18 protein-coding genes and 1 pseudogene are annotated in these 21,541 nt (G+C 71.4%); 14 read left to right on the top strand and 5 right to left on the bottom strand.

What is annotated here, in order from left to right; all coding sequences use genetic code 11:
• Positions 1-52: 52 nt before the first annotated feature.
• On the bottom strand, positions 53-985 hold the full coding sequence (locus tag G545_RS0106990; RefSeq protein WP_027069752.1) for a carbohydrate kinase family protein: 933 nt from the start codon (positions 983-985) through the stop codon (positions 53-55).
• Positions 986-1,230: 245 nt separating this feature from the next.
• On the opposite strand from G545_RS0106990, the gene G545_RS0106985 reads away from it, so the two are divergent.
• From G545_RS0106985 to G545_RS0106930, 12 genes and pseudogenes are all read left to right on the top strand, one after another.
• Positions 1,231-2,277, top strand: a complete 1,047-nt coding sequence (locus G545_RS0106985) for a rod shape-determining protein (protein ID WP_027069751.1) — start codon at positions 1,231-1,233, stop codon at positions 2,275-2,277.
• A 54-nt stretch (positions 2,278-2,331) separates the two neighbouring features.
• A pseudogene (mreC, locus tag G545_RS13970) lies at positions 2,332-3,159 on the top strand (rod shape-determining protein MreC); the annotation flags it as partial.
• Between the two features lie 113 nt (positions 3,160-3,272).
• On the top strand, positions 3,273-3,758 hold the full coding sequence (gene mreD / locus G545_RS0106975; protein ID WP_027069750.1) for a rod shape-determining protein MreD: 486 nt from the start codon (positions 3,273-3,275) through the stop codon (positions 3,756-3,758).
• A 3-nt stretch (positions 3,759-3,761) separates the two neighbouring features.
• Positions 3,762-5,681, top strand: coding sequence for a penicillin-binding protein 2 (gene mrdA / locus G545_RS13965; protein WP_052106663.1), 1,920 nt, complete (start codon positions 3,762-3,764; stop codon positions 5,679-5,681).
• A 17-nt stretch (positions 5,682-5,698) separates the two neighbouring features.
• A complete protein-coding gene (gene rodA, locus G545_RS0106965; RefSeq protein ID WP_407059632.1) occupies positions 5,699-6,790 on the top strand; it encodes a rod shape-determining protein RodA in 1,092 nt (363 codons plus the stop codon).
• Positions 6,791-6,888: 98 nt separating this feature from the next.
• The gene (gene mltB, locus G545_RS13960; protein WP_052106666.1) at positions 6,889-8,070 is read left to right on the top strand and encodes a lytic murein transglycosylase B; all 1,182 of its coding nucleotides are present in this window, start codon (positions 6,889-6,891) and stop codon (positions 8,068-8,070) included.
• Positions 8,067-9,320, top strand: coding sequence for a septal ring lytic transglycosylase RlpA family protein (locus G545_RS0106955; protein WP_027069748.1), 1,254 nt, complete (start codon positions 8,067-8,069; stop codon positions 9,318-9,320). Before mltB ends, G545_RS0106955 begins: the two co-directional genes overlap by 4 nt.
• Positions 9,321-9,369: 49 nt before the next feature.
• On the top strand, positions 9,370-10,593 hold the full coding sequence (locus G545_RS0106950; protein ID WP_027069747.1) for a D-alanyl-D-alanine carboxypeptidase family protein: 1,224 nt from the start codon (positions 9,370-9,372) through the stop codon (positions 10,591-10,593).
• The gene (locus tag G545_RS0106945) at positions 10,590-10,871 is read left to right on the top strand and encodes a DUF493 family protein (RefSeq protein ID WP_027069746.1); all 282 of its coding nucleotides are present in this window, start codon (positions 10,590-10,592) and stop codon (positions 10,869-10,871) included. The genes G545_RS0106950 and G545_RS0106945 overlap by 4 nt, the downstream gene beginning before the upstream one ends.
• Positions 10,859-11,545, top strand: coding sequence for a lipoyl(octanoyl) transferase LipB (gene lipB, locus G545_RS0106940; RefSeq protein ID WP_027069745.1), 687 nt, complete (start codon positions 10,859-10,861; stop codon positions 11,543-11,545). Before G545_RS0106945 ends, lipB begins: the two co-directional genes overlap by 13 nt.
• Positions 11,546-11,555: 10 nt before the next feature.
• A complete protein-coding gene (lipA, locus tag G545_RS0106935) occupies positions 11,556-12,569 on the top strand; it encodes a lipoyl synthase (RefSeq protein ID WP_027069744.1) in 1,014 nt (337 codons plus the stop codon).
• A gap of 228 nt (positions 12,570-12,797) precedes the next feature.
• Positions 12,798-15,074, top strand: a complete 2,277-nt coding sequence (locus G545_RS0106930; RefSeq protein WP_027069743.1) for a carboxy terminal-processing peptidase — start codon at positions 12,798-12,800, stop codon at positions 15,072-15,074.
• Between the two features lie 63 nt (positions 15,075-15,137).
• Here G545_RS0106930 and G545_RS0106925 read toward each other — a convergent pair whose 3' ends face one another.
• From G545_RS0106925 to G545_RS0106910, 4 genes are all read right to left on the bottom strand, one after another.
• A complete protein-coding gene (locus G545_RS0106925; RefSeq protein ID WP_027069742.1) occupies positions 15,138-16,454 on the bottom strand; it encodes an ABC transporter permease in 1,317 nt (438 codons plus the stop codon).
• Between the two features lie 12 nt (positions 16,455-16,466).
• Complete coding sequence (locus G545_RS0106920; RefSeq protein ID WP_027069741.1) at positions 16,467-17,627, bottom strand: ABC transporter permease; 1,161 nt, start codon at positions 17,625-17,627, stop codon at positions 16,467-16,469.
• 13 nt (positions 17,628-17,640) lie between these two features.
• Complete coding sequence (locus G545_RS0106915; RefSeq protein ID WP_036137716.1) at positions 17,641-18,333, bottom strand: ABC transporter ATP-binding protein; 693 nt, start codon at positions 18,331-18,333, stop codon at positions 17,641-17,643.
• Between the two features lie 65 nt (positions 18,334-18,398).
• Positions 18,399-19,652, bottom strand: a complete 1,254-nt coding sequence (locus G545_RS0106910; protein WP_027069739.1) for an efflux RND transporter periplasmic adaptor subunit — start codon at positions 19,650-19,652, stop codon at positions 18,399-18,401.
• A gap of 201 nt (positions 19,653-19,853) precedes the next feature.
• On the opposite strand from G545_RS0106910, the gene G545_RS0106905 reads away from it, so the two are divergent.
• Positions 19,854-20,768: an ABC transporter ATP-binding protein gene (locus G545_RS0106905; RefSeq protein WP_027069738.1), complete on the top strand. Its 915-nt coding sequence runs from the start codon at positions 19,854-19,856 to the stop codon at positions 20,766-20,768.
• A complete protein-coding gene (locus G545_RS0106900; protein WP_027069737.1) occupies positions 20,768-21,538 on the top strand; it encodes an ABC transporter permease in 771 nt (256 codons plus the stop codon). Before G545_RS0106905 ends, G545_RS0106900 begins: the two co-directional genes overlap by 1 nt.
• Positions 21,539-21,541: the final 3 nt, after the last annotated feature.

Raw genomic sequence — 21,541 nt, 5'->3', positions numbered from 1 at the left:
GGCCACCCACGGCACCAGGGCCACCAGGGTCCAGCCGGAAAGCCGGCTCGCCCTACAGGTCGTACCCGAACTGCTCCCGGAACTCCGCCGCAAACTCGTCATAGGTGAATCGCTGGTTCTGCGTCCCATGGTGCTCGACCTTCAGGGCGCCCATCAGGTTGCCGATGCGGCCGATGGTCGGCCAGTCGAAGCCGCGCAGGATGCCGAAGATCAGGCCGGCGCGGAACGCGTCGCCGCAGCCGGTGGGGTCGGTGATGGCGCGCTCGCGCGCCGGCGGGATGTCGTGGGTTTCGCCGTCGGCGTGGATCATCGCGCCCTTGGGGCCGCGGGTGGCGATGTAGGCCTTCACCTTGCCGGCGATCTCGGCCTCGCTCCAGCCGGTGCGCTCGGCGAGCAGGTTGGACTCGTAGTCGTTGACGGTGACGTAGTCGGCCTGCTCGATGAAGGCGCGCAGCTCGGCGCCGTTGAACAGGGGCATTGCCTGGCCGGGATCGAAGATGAAGGGGATGCCGGCCTCGGCGAACTCGCGGGCGTTCTGGATCATGCCCTCGTAGCCGTCGGGGCTGACGATGCCGATGTCCACGTTGGGCACGTCGCGCACGTGGTTCTCGTGCGAGCGCTCCATCGCGCCGGGATGGAAGGCGGTGATCTGGTTGTTGTCCAGGTCGGTGGTGATGAAGGCCTGCGGGGTGAACAGGCCCGGGATCTCGCGCACCCGGGACAGCTCGATGCCCTCGCGCTGGAAGTGCGCGCGGTAGGGACCGAAGTCCTCGCCGACGGTCGCCATCGGGATCGGGTCGCCGCCCAGCAGCTTGAGGTTGTAGGCGATGTTGCCGGCGCAGCCGCCGAACTCCCGGCGCATGCGGGGAACGTGGAAGGAGACGTTCAGCAGGTGGACCTTGTCCGGCAGGATGTGGTTCTTGAACTGGTCCTGGAACACCATGATGGTGTCGTAGGCCAGCGAGCCGCAGATCAGGGCTGACATTCGGTCGCACTCCGGTGGCCGCGGGCGGGGCGGCGGGGCTACAGGCGGGGGAGGGTGCCGCGCCGCACGGGGCCGCGCTTGCGCAAACCGGTGGATTCTAGCCGCGGTGGGCGTGCCGGGCCACCCCGCGGGCGGTGCCGCCGGACGGCGCAAACGGCCGCAGGGCGTTGATTCTCCTTGCCGCTGCAGGGGTGCGTTGCTAGATTAGCCGGCCGCCCCCGCCCCCTTACAACACGGCCCAGACGATGTTCAAGAAGTTCCGCGGCATGTTCTCCAACGACCTGTCCATCGATCTGGGGACGGCCAACACGCTGATCTACGTGCGCGGGCAGGGCATCGTACTCAACGAGCCGTCGGTGGTCGCGGTGCGCCAGGACCGGGTGATCGGCGGCAACCGTTCGGTGGCGGCGGTGGGTACCGAGGCCAAGCAGATGCTGGGCCGCACCCCGGGCCACATCACCACCATCCGGCCCATGAAGGACGGGGTGATCGCGGACTTCACCTACACCGAGGAGATGCTCAAGCACTTCATCCGCAAGGTGCACAAGAGCCGTTTCCTCCGCCCCAGCCCGCGCGTGCTGGTGTGCGTGCCCTGCGGCTCGACCCAGGTCGAGCGCCGCGCCATCAAGGAGTCGGCCGAGGAGGCCGGCGCGCGCGAGGTCTACCTGATCGAGGAGCCCATGGCCGCGGCGATCGGTGCCGGCATGCCGGTGACCGAGGCGCGCGGCTCGATGGTGGTCGACATCGGCGGCGGCACCACCGAGGTGGCGGTGATCGCGCTCAACGGCATCGTCTATGCGGCCTCGGTGCGCGTGGGCGGCGACCGGTTCGACGAATCCATCATCGCCTACGTGCGCCGCACCTACGGCACCCTGATCGGCGAGGCCACCGCCGAGCGGATCAAGGTCGAGCTCGGCTGCGCGTTCCCGCAGGAGGACAACGGCAGCATGGAGGTCACCGGACGCAACCTCGCCGAGGGCGTGCCGAAGATGATCACCATCACCGCCAACGAGGTGCTGGACGCGCTGCGCGAGCCGCTGGCCGGCATCGTCACCGCGATCAAGCTGGCCCTGGAGCAGACCCCGCCGGAGCTGGGCGCGGACGTGGCCGAGCGCGGCATCGTGCTGACCGGTGGCGGCGCCATGCTCAAGGACATCGACCGTCTGATCAGCGAGGAGACCGGCCTGCACGTGCAGGTGGCCGACGAGCCGCTGACCTCGGTGGCCCGCGGCGGCGGGCGCGCGCTGGAGCTGGTCGACATGCACGGCAACGAGTTCTTCGCCGCCGAGTAACCCGGCCTCCCAGTAACCGGCGCCGGAGCCGCTTCCACCCGATCGCAGAGCACCGTGCCACCCCCAGGCGTCAACAGCCCCAACCGCCAAGGCGAAGTCGTCGCCACCCTCAGGCTCCTGGGCTACCTGGCGCTGGCGGTGATGCTGATCGTGCTCGACCACCGCGGCGGCTGGCTGGGCACGGTCCGTGACCAGGCCTCGCTGGCGGTGCAGCCGCTGTGGGTGGTGGCCGGGTGGCCCGGGCGGGCGGTGCGCCGGGTCTACGACGACGCCGGCACCCTGGCGCAGCTGACGGCCGAGAACGAGAACCTGCGCAACGAGCTGCTGGTCAGCAGCGCACGCATCACCCGCCTGCAGACGCTGGCCTACGACAACGCGCGGCTGCGGGCGCTGCTGGGCGCGGCGCGCAGCGGCGGACTGGACGTGCAGTTGGCGCCGATCCTGGACATCGACCTGGACCCGGCGCGGCAGCGGCTGGTGCTCGATGCCGGCAGCAACCAGGGGGTGCGCGTCGGCCAGAGCGTGCTCGATGCCGGCGGACTGGTGGGGCAGGTGATCGAGGTGCGCCCGCTGCACTCGGTCGCCCTGCTGCTGACCGATCCCTCGCACGCGGTGCCGGTGCTGGTCACCCGCAGCCAGGTGCGGCTGGTCGCGTACGGGGAGGGCCGCAGCGACCTGCTGCGGATCCCGGGCATCCCCCTTTCGACCGACCTGCAGGTCGGCGACGAGCTGGTGACCTCGGGGCTGGGCGGGCGCTTCCCGGCCGGCTTCCCGGTGGGCACGGTGACGGGGCTGCAGCCCGACGACAGCCGGGCGTTCCTGGTCGGCGAGGTGGCGCCGGCCGCTCGCCTGGACCGCGGCCGCGACGTGCTGCTGCTGCGCCAGGTCCCCAGTCCCCCGCCGGAAGACATCATCGCCACGGACGAGCCGGGCGCCGCGCCCGCCGCCGAAGGGAAGCCCGAGGCCGATGGCCCGTCCCCCACGGAGGAGGTGCCATGAGCCGCCGTGTCCCGAGTTGGCTGCTGCCGGCCAGCGTGCTGGTCGCGATCGTGCTGGGCCTGTTGCCGCTGCCGGACGCGCTGCAGCCGCTGCGTCCGTACTGGCTGGCGCTGGTGCTCGCCTACTGGCTGATCGAGCATCCCGACCGCGCCGGGCTGGGGCTGGCGTTCGCCTGCGGGCTGCTGGCGGACCTCTCATTCGGCAGCCTCCTGGGCGAGCAGGCCCTGCGGCTGGTGGTCATGGCCTTCATCATCCAGCGCTTCCGCGCCCGGCTGCGATTCTTCCCGCCGTGGCAGCAGGCGCTGGCCATCGGCGCGCTGCTGCTCAACGACCGCATCGTCGACGCCGCGCTCAACATGGCCCTGGGCCTGCCGCTGGTGCCGACCCTGTCCTGGCTGGCGCCGCTGGCCGGGATGGTGCTGTGGCCGCCGGTGTTCTGGCTGCTCGACGCGCTGCGCCTGGGCACCTGGCGCAGGGGCTGAGCGATGCGTGCGCGCCGGCTCAAGAACCTCCACCAGGAAGCCGCCCAGTTCCGCCGCCGCGCCTTCATCGCGTTGCTCGGGGTGGTGCTGGGCCTGGCCGGGCTGGCGGCCTGGTACTTCCACCTGCAGGTGGTGCGGCACGACGAGTTCGCCACCCGTTCCGAGCAGAACCGGGTCAAGCTGCGCCCGGTGGTGCCCGGCCGTGGGCTGATCTACGACCGCAAGGGCCGGGTGCTGGCCGATAACGTGCCGGCCTGGCGCCTGGAGGTCACGCTGGGCGAGGCCGGGGACCCGGAGCGCTGGCTGCCGGAGCTGGCCAAAGTGGTCGAGCTGACCCCGGACGACATCGACGCCTTCCACCAGGCGCGCCGCGGCGTGCCGGGCTTCCGCGCCGTGCCGCTGAAGATGCGCCTGGAAGAGGACGAGGTCGCGCGCTTCGCGGTGGAGCGCTGGCGGTTCCCGGGCGTGGAGGTGGTGTCCTATCTCAACCGGCGCTACCTGCATGGCGAGCTCTTCGCCCACGTGATCGGCTACGTAGGCCGCGTGGACGAGGAGGACCAGGCCAGCCTGGGACCCGACATCGCCCACTTCAGCCACACCGGCAAGACCGGGCTGGAGCGCTCCTACGAGGAGGCGTTGCGGGGGCGGATCGGGCACGAGCAGGTGGAGACCAACGTCGAGGGCAGGCCGATGCGGATCGTCGGCCGTGAACCGGCCGTGCCCGGCGCCGACCTGCGGCTGTCGATCGACCTGGACCTGCAGCGGGCGATGGTGGCGGCCTTTGGCGAGCAGGAAGGCTCGGCGGTGGCGATCGATCCAAGGACCGGGCAGGTGCTGGCGATGGCGAGCCTGCCGTCCTACGACACCAACCTGTTCGTCAATGGCATTTCCCATGCCGACTACGACGCGCTGACCTCCAACCCCTCGCGCCCGCTGTTCAACCGCAACGTGCTCGGCGGCGGCCCGCCCGGCTCGGTGGTGAAGCCGATGATCGCGCTGGCGGGCCTGGACTACGGGTTGCGCACCCCGGAGCAGCGCTTCTTCTCCAGCGGCGAGTTCCACATCCCGGGCCAGTCGCGCGGCTACCGCGACGCCTCGCGCGGCGGCCACGGCTGGCACGACCTGCGCGAGTCGATCGCGTGGTCGGTCAACACCTACTACTACCAGCTGGCCCTGGACATGGGGATCGACCGCCTGTCGGAAGCGATGTACCGCTTCGGCTTCGGTGGCACGACCGGCATCGACCTGGTGGGCGAGAGCACCGGCTCGGTGCCCTCGCGCGACTACAAGCGCTCGATCAGCACCGAGCCGTGGTATCCGGGAGAGACGGTGATCGCCGGCATCGGGCAGGGCTACTGGGTGACCACCGCGCTGCAGCTGGTGCGTGCCACGGCGGCCATCGCCGACGGCGGTGCGCTGCATGAGCTGCGGCTGGTGGAGGCGCGCCGCGATGGCTACGGCGCGCCCTGGCGCGAGCTGGGGCCGACCCCGGTCAGCCGGGCCAGCGACAACCCCGCGCACGTGCGGGCGGTGCACGAGGGCATGGTCCAGACCATGCACGGCGCACGCGGCACCGGGCGCCGCAGCGCGATCGGCGCGGAGTACACCATGGCCGGCAAGACCGGCACCGCGCAGCGCTCCAGCCGCCGCGGCAACGTCAGCGCCGACCCGCGCTCGCTGCCCTACCACCTGCGCCACACCGCCCTGTTCGTGGGGTACGCGCCGGCCGAGGACCCGCAGATCGCGGTCGCGGTGATGGTCGAGCACGGCGGCTATGGCGGAAGCGCGGCGGCGCCGATCGCCCGCCAGGTGTTCGACGCCTGGCTGCTCGGGAAGATGCCCGAGGGCGCCGGGGCCGAGGAGGGCGGCGGGTTGGACGCAGCGGACCGGCCCGCCGCCCCCGAACGGGAGGACGGCGAGTGACCGTGCTCCTGCGCTGGATGCTCGACCTGGTGTTGCGCGTGCTGCGCACCGTCGACCTGCCGCTGCTCGGGGCGTTGCTGGCCCTGATGGGGATCGGCCTGGCCGTGCTCTACAGCGCCAGCGGCCAGTCGACCGGCATGGTCACCGCGCAGGCGCTGCGTTATGGCGTCGGCCTCGCCGCGATGTGGGCGCTGTCGAGGCTGCCGCCGACCCAGCTTCGCAACTGGACGCCCCTCGTCTATGCCGCCTCGCTGGTGCCGCTGGCGCTGGTGCTGGTGGTGGGAACCGGGCGCCACGGCAGCCACTGGCTCAACCTCGGGGTGTTCTACTTCCAGCCGGCCGAGGTGCTCAAGCTGAGCCTGCCGATGATGGTCGCCTGGTACCTCAACAGCCAGCCGCTGCCACCGCGCCTGCCGGTGGTGCTGGTGGCGGCCCTGCTGGTGGGGCTGCCGACCGGGCTGGTGCTGCTGCAGCCCGACTTCGGCACCGCGATGCTGGTGGGCATCAGCGGGGCCTTCGTGCTGTACCTGGCCGGGCTGTCGTGGTGGTGGTTCGCCGCCGCCGCCGGCGCCGTGGCCGCGGCCGCCCCGGCGGCGTGGTTCTGGCTGCTGCGGCCGTACCAGAAGGACCGCATCCTGACCTTCCTCGACCCGGAGCGCGACCCGCTGGGGGCCGGCTGGAACATCATCCAGAGCCGGATCGCGATCGGCGGCGGGGGGCTCGACGGCAAGGGCTGGGGCGAGGGCACCCAGTCGCACCTGAACTACATCCCCGAGCACACCACCGACTTCATCTTCGCGGTGCTGAGCGAGGAGTTCGGGTGGATCGGCGTGGTGGTCACGCTGGCCCTGTACCTGTTCGTGGTCGGGCGCTGCCTGTGGGTGGCGGCGGGGGCGCGCGACGGCTACTCGCGGCTGCTCGCCGGTGCGCTCGGGTTGTCCTTCTGCGTCTACGTGCTGGTCAACGGCGGGATGGTGGCCGGCCTGCTGCCGGTGGTCGGGGTGCCGATGCCGCTGCTCAGTTACGGCGGAACCTCCGCGGTCTCGCTGCTGGCCGGGCTGGGCGTGGTGATGGCGGTCCGGGCCCATCGCCCGGTGCACCAACGCTGAGGGGATGAACCGCAGCTGACGGTGGCCGCCGCGGTCGCCCCAGGCGGGGCGCGGAGGGGTTCAGGTCGGCCCGCGGGGCCGTGCTAACCTCGCCCGCGATGAGCAGATCGCACGCCCGTAGCGCCCTGGCAGGCGCCCTCGCCCTGGTGCTCGCCGCCTGCGCGACCCAGTCCCCGCCGCCTCCGGCGGCCGAGTCGCAGCCCGCGGCTGAAGAGGACACCGCGGCACCGGAGCCGGAAGCCGCCCCGGAGCCGGATTCCGGCCCGGTGGTCTCCAGCTACCAACCGATCGAGGTCGCCCGGCCGGAGTTCGTGCGCACCACCGCCGCCCGCTACGACGTGGACCCGGAGTGGATCGAGCGCGTGCTCGACGGCGCCGAGATCCGCCAGAGCATCATCACCGCCATGTCGCGGCCGGCCGAGGCCAAGCCGTGGAAGGACTACCGGCCGATCTTCATCACCGACGCACGCATCAACGCCGGCCGTGCCTTCCTGGCCGAGCACCGCGAGGCGCTGGAACGGGTGGAGGCCCGGTACGGCGTACCCGCCGAGGTCATCGTGGCCATCCTCGGGGTCGAGACCAGCTACGGCGGCAACATGGGCAGCTATCCGGTGGTCGATGCCATCTACACGCTGGCCTTCGCCTACCCGCGCACCGACGAGCCGGGCAAGATCGAGCGCGAGAACCGCCGCGAGGCGTTCTTCCGCGACGAACTGGCGCAGCTGTTCGCGCTCGGCAAGGAGACCGGCCTGGACATCACCACGCTCAAGGGCAGCTACGCCGGGGCGATGGGATGGGGCCAGTTCATGCCGTCCAGCTACCGCGACTACGCGGTCGATGGCGACGGGGACGGCAAGGTCGACCTGTTCAACAACCTCGACGACGTGTTCGCCTCGGTGGCCAACTACTTCGTCGAGAAGGGCGGCTGGGAGCGGGGCGGTCCGGTGGTGGTCCGCGCCAACCGTGCCGAAGGTGCCGCGGACTTCGAGCCGGAGGGACTGGAGCCGCGCTACAGCCTGGCGCAGCTGGCCGCCCGCGGGTACACCGCCGCGACCCCGGCCGCGCACCGCGCCGACGGGGTCTCGCTCGACGCCACCCTGCTGAACCTGGAGGGCGTCGACGGGCCGGAGTACTGGCTCGGCTTCAACAACTTCTACGCGATCACCCGCTACAACATCTCCAAGCACTACGCGATGGCGGTGTACCAGCTGGCCGAGGCGATCGCCGGGCGCGATCCGCTGGCCGTGGCCGAAGCCGACGGGGAGCGCGGCGAGGCATGATCCGGCTGCTTGCGGCGATCCTGGTCCTGGGCCTGGCGGCCTGCTCCAGCGCCCCCCGCAAGCCGGACGGCTCCCCGACCGCAGATGCCCGCGCCGGTGCAGGGGCGGGCGAGGCGCGGCGTTCGCCGTACCCGCCGGCGCAGGAGGACCCGTCCAAGCGCGGCGACTACACCGCGGGCGGCCTGTACGCGCCGCACATCGCCGACACCGCGCCCGACATCGACATCCAGGTCGACCTGATCCCCGAGCCGGAGGTCGTCGCCGAGCCGCGCTCGCGCTACGGCAACCGGCCGGTCTACACGGTGCTGGGCAAGGACTACAAGGTCCTGGACGATCCCACCGGCTTCGTCGAGCAGGGCATCGCGTCGTATTACGGCACCAAGTTCCACGGCCGCCGCACCTCCAACATGGAGGTCTACGACATGTACGCCTTCACCGCGGCGCACAAGCACCTGCCGCTGCCCAGCTTCGCCCGGGTCACCAACCTGGACAACGGGCGCTCGGTGGTGGTGCGGGTCAACGACCGCGGGCCATTCCACGAGGGGCGGGTGATCGATTTGAGCTACGCGGCGGCGGTGAAGCTGGGCATCCATCCCCGCGGCACCGGGAGGGTCGAGGTCCGCGCGCTCGTGCCCGACGACCTCGGCCCAACGCCGGCACCGGCCGACACCCGGGTGGCCGCGGTGCAGGCGGCGCCGGACAGCCCGATGGACGGGCTGGTGGCCGCGCTTCCGGTGGCCGCGACGGGCGCTGCCGACGGGCCGGTGCCCGACGTGGCGCCGGTGCCCGACATGGGCGCGGGCGCGGGCGCGCCGGCGCGGCACTACCGCTACGACGTCGACGCGGCGGCGGCATCCGGCGACGCGGAACGCTTCGAGCAATGGATGCGCGAGCGCCAGGTACGCGTGGCGACCGGTCGCCCGGGCAAACCGGACGCGGCCGCGGTTTCCGCTGGCGACGCCACGGGCGTATCCTCGTCCCCCTCACCGGAGGCCGCGCCTCCCGCGGCACCCGCGGGCGATGGCGTGGTCCTCCAGGTGGCCAGTTTCTCGGCACGTTCCAACGCCGACCGCGCACTGGAGACCCTGCTGGGTGCCGGCATCGACGGTGCACGCATCCACGACGCGGTCGCCGGTGGACGCCAGGTGTGGCGCCTGCGCGTGGGGCCGGTGCGGCCCGACACGGTCGCCGCGCTGGCGCCGCGCATCGCCGCCCTGGGCTTCGGCGAGCCGCAGCCGGTGCGCGACTGATCCAACACAACAGGCATGCCGGCCCGCAGCCGGACGGAGCAACCCAACGATGAAGTTCCCCAACCTCCTTCGGGCGTTCGGCCTCGCCGCGCTCGGCACGCTTGCCGTGGGCCTGGCGACCGCGCAGGACGCGATGCCGCGGCCGGCCGCGCAACCGGCGCCGGCGCCCGCGGCCGAGCCGGCGCCCGTGCCGCCGCCGCCGGAACCGGTCGGCGAGGCCTGGATCCTGGTGGACGCCGCCAGTGGCAAGGTGCTGGCGGGGGAGAACATCGACGAGCCGCTGCCACCGGCGAGCATCACCAAGGTGATGACCAGCTACGTCATCGCCGCCGAGATGGCCGCCGGGAAGATCAGCCCGGACGACCAGGTGCGCATGAGCGAGAACGCCTGGCGCAAGGGGGGCGCGTCCACCGACGGCAGCTACTCCGGGTTCGAGGTCAACCAGAGCGCGCCGCTGGTGGAGATGGAAAAGGGCATGGTGGTGCAGTCGGGCAACGACGCCGCCATCGCCCTGGCCGAGCACGTCGCCGGCAGCGAGCAGGCGTTCGCCGCGCTGATGAACCAGTACGCGCAGCGCCTGGGGCTGACCAACACCCACTTCGCCAACGCGACCGGCCTGCCCGACGAGGGCCACGTGTCGACCGCGCGCGACCTGGCGATGCTGGGCATCGCGCTGGCGCGCGACTACCCCGAGGCGTACTCCTACAACGCCATCAAGGAGTTCACGGTCGGCTCGATCACCCAGCCCAACCGCAACGTGCTGCTGTGGCGCGACTCCAGCGTCGACGGCATCAAGACCGGGCACACCTCCGCCGCCGGCTACTGCCTGCTGGCCTCGGCCAAGCGCGGGGACCAGCGGCTGGTGTCGGTGGTGCTGGGCTCGACCTCCGAGCGACAGCGCGCCGACGACAGCCAGGCGCTGCTGAACTGGGGCTTCCGCTTCTTCGAGACGCACGGCCTCTACGAGCCGGGCACCGCCGTGGCGACCCAGCGGGTGTGGAAGGGCCAGGCCGACGAGATCTCGCTGGGCGTGGAGTCGCCGGTGCTGGTCACCGTGCCGCGTGGCCGCTACGAGCAGCTGCAGCCGATGATGGACGTGCCCTCGGTGCTGGTGGCGCCGTTCGAGCAGGGCCAGCAGGTCGGCACGGTGCGGGTGATGCTCGACGACGAGGTATTGGCCGAGCGTCCCCTGGTGGCGCTGGAGCCGGTCGAGCGCGCCGGCTTCTTCAAGCGCATCTGGCACGAAATCCTGATGTGGTGGGAGTCGCTGTGAAGACCAACGGCAAGGGCCCGGAGGAGAAGGGGTTCCAGTTCCCGGGAACCTTCGAGCTGGCCGCGATGGGCGCGGCCGACAAGGACCTGGAAACCGCGCTGCCGACTTGCCTGCGCGATGCGGGCATCGACGTGGTCACCGACCGGGTCCAGTCGCGCCACTCGTCGAACGGGCGCTACGTCTCGGTGCGGATCCTGTTCCGGGCCGACTCGCGCGAGCAGTACGACCGGGCGCACCAGCTGCTGCGCGACCACCCCGAGGTGAAATGGACGCTGTAACGAGCGCCGCACCACCGGAAACCCCGGCCGCCCTCCGGCCGGTGCGGGTGCGCGACCTCGGCCGGCAGCCCTACGAGCCGGTGTGGCGGGCGATGTCGGCGCTGACCGCGGGCCGCGGACCGGAGACGGTGGACGAGTTCTGGATCGTGGAGCACGACCCGGTGTTCACCCTGGGACAGGCGGGCAGGGAAGAGCACGTGCTGATGCCCGGCGATATCCCGGTGATCCACGTCGACCGCGGCGGACAGGTCACCTACCACGGGCCGGGACAGATCGTCCTGTATCCGCTGCTGGACCTGCGCCGGCTGAAGGTCGGGGTGCGCGAGTACGTGTGCCGGATCGAGCAGGCGATCATCGACACCCTGGCCGACTGGAACATCGGCGCCGCCCGCCGCGATGGGGCGCCGGGCGTCTACGTCGCCGGGGCCAAGGTCGCCGCCCTCGGGATCCGGGTCCGGCGCGGCTGCAGCTTCCACGGGCTGGCCTTCAACATCGACATGGACCTGGAGCCGTTCCGGCGCATCAATCCCTGTGGCTACGCGGGGTTGCAGGTGGCCTCGATGGTAGACTTCGGCGGTCCCTCGTCGATGGAGGCGGTCAAGCCGGTGCTGGTGCAGCACCTCGCCCGGCAGTTCGGGCTGGCGCCCGGCGCCGCGCCGCCCCCGACGCTCTGAAGAGCCCCCCATGTCCGACCCCAGCAACAAGGCCATTCCCCTTTCCGTCGTCGAAGACGCCGCCCCCGCGCCGCTGCAGCCGGGCGTGAAGCAGGTCGCCGGCGACAAGATCGCGCGCTCGCCGGTGCAGTTCGCCGACGCCCCGGTGCTGCGCAAGCCGTCCTGGATCCGGGTCCGGATCCCGTCGGGCAATGCGGTCGCGCAGCTGAAGTCCAAGCTGCGCGCCAACCGCCTGGTGACGGTGTGCGAGGACGCCAGCTGCCCGAACATCCACGAGTGCTTCGGCCACGGCACCGCGACCTTCATGATCCTGGGCGACGTGTGCACGCGGCGCTGCAGCTTCTGCGACGTCGCCCACGGCCGGCCGAAGCCGCCGGATGCCGACGAGCCGCGCCGCCTGGCCGAGACCGTCGCCGACATGGGGCTGCGCTACGTGGTGGTCACCAGCGTCGACCGCGACGACCTGCGCGACGGCGGCGCCGGTCATTTCGTGGAGTGCATCCAGGCGATCCGCGCCACCTCGCCGGGCACGAAGGTCGAGATCCTGACCCCGGACTTCCGCGGCAAGGGCCGCATGGACCGCGCCCTGGCGATCCTCGCCGAGGCGCCGCCGGACGTGTTCAACCACAACCTGGAAACCGTGCCGCACCTGTACCGCAACGTCCGCCCGGGCGCGGACTACCAGTGGTCGCTGACCTTGCTGCAGCGCTTCAAGGCCCAGCACCCGGAGGTGACCACCAAGTCCGGGATCATGCTGGGCCTCGGCGAAACCATGGAGCAGGTGCAGGAAACCCTGCGCGACCTGCGCGCCCACGACGTGGACATGGTCACCATCGGCCAGTACCTGCAGCCCAGCCCGCACCACCACCCGGTGATGCGCTACTGGACGCCGGAGGAGTACCAGGCGCTGGAGTCCTACGGCCTGGAGCTCGGGTTCACCCACGTGGCATCGGGGCCGCTGGTGCGCTCGTCCTACCACGCCGACCGCTCGGCCGCCGAGGCCGGGCTGGTGGCCACGGCCTGAGCCGCTCCGCGCGCCTGCCTTGCCGCGGCCTTCGCGCCGGCGGTGTTCCCATGCGGTGCCCGGAACGGCCGGGCGCGGGCATGCCGCCACGCCGCCGCGGCGGCTGAATGGAACCCGCCCGCGGCGGCGCCCATGGAGACTTCCGGCACTGCCAAACGTGGCATTGTTGATTGACGCTGGGTCGCAAGCCCCGGCCACCTCCCGCCTATCGGGGCACGTGCGCACCCAATGAAGCTCAAGACCTCGCTGCTCGCCCTCCTGCTTACCCTGCCCCTGGCCCTGGTGGCCCAGGTGGAGTCGCCCCCGCAGCCGGTCGACCCCCCGGTGACGCTGCCGGAGCCGCCTGCGCCGACCGGCGCCGGCGAGGCCGACGACGAGGCACGCCGCCCCAGCGAGCCGGTGCCGCTCCCCGCCGCGCCCACCGAGGACCAGGCCACGGCCGCCAAGCTGGTGTTCGGCCTGCTGTCGGACAGCCGCTACGCGTACCGTCCCAAGCCGCTCGACGACGCCCTGTCGGAGCAGATCCTGGAGCGCTACCTGGAAGCCCTGGACGGCGGCAAGCAGTTCCTGCTGGCCAGTGACGTCGAGGGTTTCGACCGCTACGCGCTGGAACTCGACGACGCGATCCGCAGCGGCGAGCTCGGGCCCGCCTACGACATCTTCGCGGTCTACCGGCAGCGGGTGGCGGAGCGCATCGCGCACGCCCGCGGGCTGCTGCAGGAGGACATCTTCGACTTCACCGCCGACGAGCGCTTCGTGTACGACCGCGAGGACGCGCCCTGGCCGGCGGACGAGGCCGAGCTCGACACCCTGTGGCGCAAGACGCTGCGCAACGAGTGGCTGCGCCTGAAGCTGGCCGGCCGCGAGGCGGACGACATCCGCGCCACGCTGGACAAGCGCTACGTGAACATGCTGGACAACGTCAACGAGCTCGAGGGCCGGGACGTGTTCCAGATCTTCATGAATGCCTACGCCGGCGCGATCGACCCGCATACCGCGTACTTCACCCCGCGCACCGCGGAGAACTTCAACCTGTCGATGTCGCTCTCGCTGGAGGGCATCGGCGCGGTCCTGCAGAAGCAGGACGACGTGACCGTGATCCGCGAGATCATGCCCGGTGGCCCGGCCGACAAGTCCGGCCTGCTCGGGCCCGGCGACCGCATCATCGGCGTTGGCCAGGGCAGCGACGGCGAGGTCGAGGACGTGATCGGCTGGCGCTTGGACAACGTGGTCGAGAAGATCCGCGGCCCCAAGGGCTCGCTGGTGCGGCTGGACGTCGTCCCCGCCAAGGCCGGGCTGGACAGCGAGCCGGTGCGGGTCGCGATCACCCGCGACGAGGTCCGGATCGAGGACCAGGCCGCCAAGGCCGAGGTCTACGACATCGAAGGCGGCGACGGCATGGCCGATCGCCGGATCGGCGTCATCGAGCTCCCGGGCTTCTACCAGGACTTCGAGGGCCGCCGGATGCGCCGTGACGACTACGCGTCGGCGACCCGCGACGTCGCCCGCCTGCTGCGCGAATTCGACGGGCAGGGTGTCGACGGCGTGGTGCTGGACCTGCGCGACAACGGGGGCGGCTCGCTGAACGAGGCGATCGAGCTCACCGGCCTGTTCATCGACGACGGCCCGGTGGTGCAGGTCCGCGAGTCGGGCGGCCGCATCAGCGTGGAGGGTGACGAGGACGCCGGGGTGGCCTGGGACGGTCCGCTGGCGGTGCTGGTCAACCGGCGCTCGGCCTCGGCCTCGGAGATCTTCGCCGGCGCCATCCAGGACTACGGCCGCGGCCTGGTGATCGGCGAGACCACCTTCGGCAAGGGCACCGTGCAGAACCTGGTGAACCTGGACCGCTGGCCCGCCAACGAGGCCGAGCGCTTCGGCCAGGTCAAGCTGACCGTGGCGCAGTTCTTCCGCGTCAGCGGCAGCTCGACCCAGAACAAGGGCGTGGTGCCCGACATCCGCTTCCCGGCCTCGATGGACGCCGGCGAGTACGGCGAGAGCACCTACGACAACGCGTTGCCGTGGACCAAGATCTCGGCGGTCCCGCACACCACCTACGGCGACTTCGCCCCGCTGCTCGAGCGGCTCGACGAGCGCCACCACGAGCGCGTGGCGCAGGACATCGAGTTCGGCTGGTGGAAGGAGGACGTCGAGCGCACCCGCGAACTGCTCGAGCGCGACTGGATCTCGCTCAACGAGGACGAGCGCCGCGCCGAGCGCGAGGAGCACGAGGCCCGCCGCGAGGAGCGCCAGCGCATCCGCGAGGAACTCGGGCTGGCGCCGGACCCGCTGGCCGACCTGGCCCTGTCGGACGATGGACTGACCGCGAACGAGCGCGACATCGCCGCCGACGTTGCCCGCGAGAAGGCCGCCGAGGAGCGCCCGGACCCGCTGCAGCGCGAGGCCGCCGCGATCCTGGCCGACGCGCTCAACCTGCTGGCGACCGACGACCAGCTGTCCAGCCTGGTGCTGCCGCCGACCGCCAACGCACAGCACTGGACCAACTAGGCGGGGGCCGCGGCCCCGCCGGCTAGGCGGCATCCACCAGGGTGCCGCCTGCGGAAGGCGCGCCTACCCGGCGCGCAAAGCGTCGGTCACCGGCAACCGGGCCGCCCGTAGCGCGGGGAACAGCCCGCCGATCAGTCCGATCCCCAGCGCCCACTTCAGGCCCGTCCACAGCAGCTCCGGGCCGACCCGAAACTGGAACACCACCTGGCTGAAGTTGCTGCCCAGGGTCGATACGGTGTAGCCGTTGAACACGAGCCAGGCCAGCGCGGCGCCCAGCAGGCCGCCCAGCAGCGCCAGCAGCATGGTCTCCAGCATGACCGCCACCACCACCGGCAGGCCGCGGAAGCCGAGTGCGCGCAGGGTCGCGACCTCGCGCGCGCGGCCGGCGACCGCGGCGTACATGGTATTGAGCGCGCCGAATACCGCGCCCACCGCCATGATCGAGCCGATGACCGTACCCAGCAGGCTGATCAGCCGCGACAGTCCCTCGGACTGGCGGCGGAAGTAGTCGGCCGTGGTGAGCACGTCGAGCTTCAGCCGCGGGTCCGCGGCCAGCGCCGCCTTGAGGCGGTCGAAGCCGTCGCCGGGCTCCAGCCGCGCGGTCACCGACTGGTAGGCCTGCCTGTCGTAGGTGGTGGCCACCACCTCGGCGTCCGCCCACAGCTCGGAATCGTGCGAATCGCCACTGGCGAAGCGGCCGACCACCGTCCATTCCTGGTTTCCGAAGCGGACCGCCTCGCCGATCCGCAGGCCACGGAACTGCTGTGCCGCGCCATTGCCGACCACCAGCTCGCGCAGGCCCGGGTTGAAGCGGCGGCCCTCGACCACCTCCACCTGCGGCCGCAGTTCCCAGGCCGTCGCGCCGACGCCGCGCAGCTGCACGTTGGCATCGGTGCCGTCGGCCATAGTGGGCAGCGAGACGACCTGCGACAGCTCCGGTGAGGCCAGCGGCTGCCCCTGCTGCCCGGTGGCGATGCCGTCCAGGCCCGTGATCAGCGGCACCTGGTCGCGGGTGATCACCGAGTTGGTCTCGGCCATGGCGCCGCCGCGCAGGATGATCGCGGTGTCCTCGTCGCCGGTGCTGTTGAGGGTGGCCGAGAACCCGGCGCCCATCGCCAGCATCGCCACCAGCACCCCGACCACGCCGGCGATGCCGACGATGATCACCCCCGACGCCCCCCAGCGCTGCGGCAGGCTGGAGATCCCCACGCTCGCCACCGCCAGCGTCTGACGCCCGCGCCGGGCGAGCAGCAGCCAGGCGACCAGCAATGCCACGCCTGCGAGCGCGCCCCACCACGGCAACATCACCCACACGGCCAGGCCCACGGCCAGCGCCAGCAGCACGCCGAAGTTCGAGGCCCACTTCCTGATCTTCTTCATCGCGATCCCTCCTCAGCGCCCGGCCAGGGCATCGACGATCTTCAGGCGCTTGGCACGCAGTGCCGGCAGCAGGCCGACCACCACGCCCAGGCCGACCACCAGCGCCAGTGCCAGCAGCCAGGTCTCGGTCGGGATCGCCTTGCCCGGGAGCAGTCCCTGGCTGTAGCCGGCCATCCACGCCACGATGCCCTGCGCCAGCAGCATGCCCAGCACCCCGCCCAGGCCGATCAGCAGCACCGACTCGGCCAGCACCAGCCCCAGCACGCTGCGGTCGGTGAAGCCGATGGTCTTGAGCACCGCGAGCTCCGGGATCCGCTCGCGCACCGCCTGCGCCATCGTGTTGCCGGTCAGCAGCAGCAGGGTGAAGAACACCGCGCCCATGATCGCGGTGACGATCATGCCCACGTCCGCGAACTGCCTCAGGAACGACTGCTGGAACGCGGCCTCGGTCTGGGTCCTGGTCTCGTGGTCGGAGTTCGCCGAGATCGCGTCGATCGCCTGGCCGACCCGGTCGGCCTGCGCGGGGTCGGCCACGCGCACCATGAACCAGCCGATCTCGTCGTCGATGTAGTCGTTGGCTTCGTTGAAGTACTCCCAGTGGAACATCAGCTGGTTCTCCTGCTGCTTCATCGCCTCGTCCTCGACGTGGAAGATGCCGCGCAGGGTGAACTGCCAGTCGTTGCTGCCGTCCCTGGGGAAGATCGTGGCCTGCAGCGGGATGGTGTCGCCGATCTCCCAGCCGAACTTGTCGGCCAGCATCGCCCCGACCACCGCGCCGGTGCGGTCGCCGCGGAAGGACTCCAGCTGGTCCGGGGCGATCACGAACTCCGGGTACATCTCGAAGTAGTCGTCGCTGACCGCGAAGTTCGGGAAGAAGTTCTGCATGTCCCGGTAGACGCCGCCGAACCAGTTGCCGTAGGCGACGTCCTCCACGCCCGGAACAGCCTCGATCTGCGGCAGCAGGCGGTAGGGCAGGGACTGGGTGATCGACAGCCGCGAGGCGACCACCAGCCGGTCGGCGCCGGCCAAGCCCTGGCCGCTGTTGGCAAAGGCGACGCGGACGCTGTCGAGCATGCCGAACAGCAGGAAGGCCGTGACCACCGACAGCAGCGTGAGCAGCGTGCGGGTCCGGCTGCGCATCAGCGCCGACCAGACCAGGTGCAGGTATTTCATGGCCGCCTCCGGGTCAGTGCGCGGCCAAGGCCGCATCCGTCACCAGCACGCCCTTGTCCAGGTGCAGGGTGCGCCGGGCGTGGTCGGCCGCCTTGGGGTCGTGGGTGACCATCACGATGGTCTTGCCGTGCTCGCGGTTGAGCGTCTGCAGCAGGGCCAGGATTTCCTCGGCGGACTGGCGGTCCAGGTCGCCGGTGGGCTCGTCGCAGATCAGCAGGGTGGGATCGGACACGATCGCCCTGGCGATCGCGACGCGCTGCTGCTGCCCGCCCGACAGTTCGTTGGGCCGGTGCCGGCCGCGGTCGGCCAGGCCGACCAGCTGCAGGGCGATCTCCGCGTTGCGCCGGCGCTGCGAGCCGGACAGCCTGGTCAGCAGCAGCGGCAGCTCGACGTTCTTCTGCGCGGTCAGCGCCGGCATCAGGTTGTAGAACTGGAAGACGAAGCCGACGTGGTTGCTGCGCCAGTGCGCCAGCTGCCCGGCGCCCATCGAGTCGATCCGTTGGCCGTTGATCTCGATCTCCCCGCCGGTGGGCGTGTCCAGCCCGCCGATCAGGTTGAGCAGCGTCGACTTGCCGGAGCCGGACGGACCCATGAGCGCGACGAAGTCGCCCTCCGGGATCTCGAGATCGATGCCGTGCAGTACCTGGACCTCCTCCGGGCCGCGCTGGTAGGTCTTGGTGAGGTTGCGGGTGGTGACCAGTGCCATTGCTGCATCCTTGGTGTCGATGGTTGGAACCGTCATTCCCGCGTGCGCGGGAACGACGGGTGGGTCTACTCCTGGGCTGCGATGCGTACCTCCGCGCCGTCCTCCAGTTCCGGCGGTGCGTCCAGCACCACGGTCTCGCCGCCGGCCAGGCCGGAGGTGACCTCGCGGTCGCTGCCCAGCGTACGGCCCAGCTCCAAGGCCCGCTGCTCGACGGTTGCGCGCTCGCCCCCGCGTCCGGCGACCACGAACGCCACCGGTGCATCTCCACGCCGCGCGATCGCCGACGACGGCACCAGTACCGCGGCCGCGGCCTCGTCCGTTCCCGCCGGCTCGGACCTCTCGAGGAAGCTGACCCGCACGCCCATCTCCGGCACGATCCGCGGGTCCTGTTCGTCCAGTCCGATCCGCACCTTCACGGTGGCCTTGCCGCGGTCGGCGGTGGGGATAATCGCGATCACATGGGCCGGGATCTTCCAGTCCGGGTAGGCGTTGAGCGTCGCCTCCACCGGCATGCCCGGCTCGACCCGGCCGATGTAGGACTCGCCGACGTCCACCTCCACCTCCAGCGAATCCATGTCGACGATGGTGCCGATGCCGGTGCGGGTGAAGCCGCCGGTGGCCATCGGCGACACGATCTCGCCCGGTTGCGCGGCCTTGGCGGTGACCACGCCGGCGAAGGGCGCGCGCACGATGGTGTTGTCCACGCCGATTTCGGCGATGCGGAGCTGGTCGGCGGCCACGCCCGCCTGGCGGCGGGTGCTGGCGAGCTGGGCGCGGAGCGCATCGCGCTCGGCCACGGCCTGCTCGTACTGGGCCTGCGAGACCAGCTGCTGGCCGACCAGTCCCTGCAGCCGCTCCACGTTGGCCTCGGCCTCGCGCAGCCTCGCCGCGGTGGCCTCCGCCGTGGCGCGGGCGGCACCGAGCTGGTCGGCGGCAAGCGCGCGCTGGGCATCGGCGTCGACCGGGTCGAGCCGGGCCATGACCTCGCCCTCCTCGACGCTCTGGCCCTCCTCGATGAGCACCTCGCGCACCCGCCCGGTGATCTTGGCCGACACCGTGGCCATGCGCCGGGCGACGACGTAGCCGGTGGCGTCGAGCACGGAGGCCGCGGAACCGGAAGCGCCGCCGATCGCGGTGGCGGTCGCGGTGCGCACCTGCGGCGCGTCGCCGCGGGCCAGCAGGAACCAGCCCAGCACGAGGGCCAGCAGCACGGCGATTGCGATGCCAATGCCGATGAACAGCCCGCGGCGAGGCTCGCGCGGCGGCGGCGCACCGCGGTCGATCCGAAGTTCCTTCAACAACTCGGCGTTGCTGCTCATCGACTCCCCTGCGAAGGCGGGCCCGTCCCAGGGCCGGGATGCCGAGTCTGCACCGCGCGGCGGCCGCTTGTCAGGTGACGTCCGTCATCCGCCGTAGCTGCAGCATGACGAGTGTCACCGGCGCTGGCTGACCGCCGCGACTGCCCGGGCCGGCAGGGGAGCGCGAGCATGGCCCCACACGCCGCAGCAACAGGAGCCGTCATGCACGCCGTCCAACCCATTCCACTGGCGCAGCTTCGCGGGGTGGTGAAGCGCTTCGGCGCGGTCACCGCGCTCGAGCGCGTCGACCTGGAACTGCACGCCGGACAGGTACTGGCGCTGCTGGGCGCCAATGGCGCCGGCAAGAGCACCGCCATTTCGCTGCTGCTGGGCCTGCTGGAGCCGCACGAGGGGGAGGCGCTGCTGCTGGGTTCGTCGCCACGGACATTGGCCGCACGCCAGCAGGCCGGCGTGATGCTGCAGTCGGGCGCGATCGCCGACACGCTCAGGGTCGGCGAGCTGCTGGACCTGACCCGCAGCTACTACCCGAACCCGCGCAGCATGGAGGAATGCACCGCGATCGCAGGCCTGGAGGGCCTGCTCGGGCGCCGCTACGGCCGGCTTTCGGGCGGCCAGCAGCGCCGGGCGCAGCTGGCACTGGCGATCTGCGGGCGCCCACGCGTGCTGTTCCTCGACGAGCCGACGACCGGCCTGGACATCGAGGTGCGCCAGTCGTTGTGGCGCGGCGTGCGCGAGCTCGCGGCCGGCGGCACCTCGATCCTGCTGACCACCCATTACCTGGAGGAGGCCGAAGTGCTCGCCGACCGCGTGGTCGTGCTGGCGCATGGCCGGGTCGTGGCCGACGGCAGCCTGGAGGAGGTGCGGGCGCGTGTCTCGCAACGTCGCATCCGGTGTGCCAGCGCACTCGATCCCGCCGAGGTGGCGCGCTGGCCGGGCGTGCGTTCGGCCACCCGCCAGGACGGACGGTTGGAGGTAGTCACTGACGACGCCGAGGACGTCGCGCGGCGGCTGCTGGCACGGGACCCGGGGCTGACCGGACTGGACGTGAGCCGCGCCGGCCTCGCGGAAGCCTTCCTCGAGATCACACGTGAACAACCGTCGCAGGAAGCCGCCTGATGGACACCATTGCAGGTTCCACCCTTGACCGTCCCCGCCACCGGCTGTTGCGCAGCTACGTGCTGGAGGCGAAGTACGAATTCCTTCGCCTGCTTCGCACGCCGATGTTCTCGCTGCCGACGCTGCTGTTCCCGGCGATGTTCTACCTGCTGTTCGGAGTGCTGTTGAACCGCGGCAACCCCGCCGCTGCCACCTACCTGTTCGCCACCTATGGCGTGTTCGGGGTCATGGGTGCGGCGCTGTTCGGCTTCGGCGTGACGGTGGCCATGGACCGCGAGCAGGGATTCCTCATGCTCAAGCGCGCACTGCCGATGCCGCCGGGTTCCTACGTGGCGGCGAAGATGGCGATGGCGGTGATGTTCGGCGTGTTCGTTGCGCTGTTGCTGGCACTACTGGGCGCGTGGGCGGGAGGGGTATCGCTCCGGTCTCCGCAGTGGGCCTTGTTGCTGCTGGTGCATGTCGCCGGTGCACTGCCCTTCAGTGCGATCGGCCTGTACCTCGGGACGCTGGCGAGCGGCAGCGCCGCCCCGGCGGTGGTCAACCTGGTGTACCTGCCGCTTTCGCTGCTGTCGGGGTTGTGGCTGCCGCTAGAGATGCTGCCGGGGGTGTTCGGAACGCTGGCGCCACTGTGGCCTCCATACCACGCCGGCCAGCTGGCACTGAAGGTCGTCGGGATGGATGCGGGCCAGCCGGTCTGGCTGCACGTGGGGATGCTGGCGCTGGTGACGGCCGGCTTCTTCCTGCTGGCCCGCACGCGGCTGGCGCGCTGAGTG

Source organism: Lysobacter defluvii IMMIB APB-9 = DSM 18482, assembly GCF_000423325.1.
Lineage (GTDB): Bacteria > Pseudomonadota > Gammaproteobacteria > Xanthomonadales > Xanthomonadaceae > Novilysobacter > Novilysobacter defluvii.
This window is presented reverse-complemented; position numbering and strand designations above follow the sequence as displayed.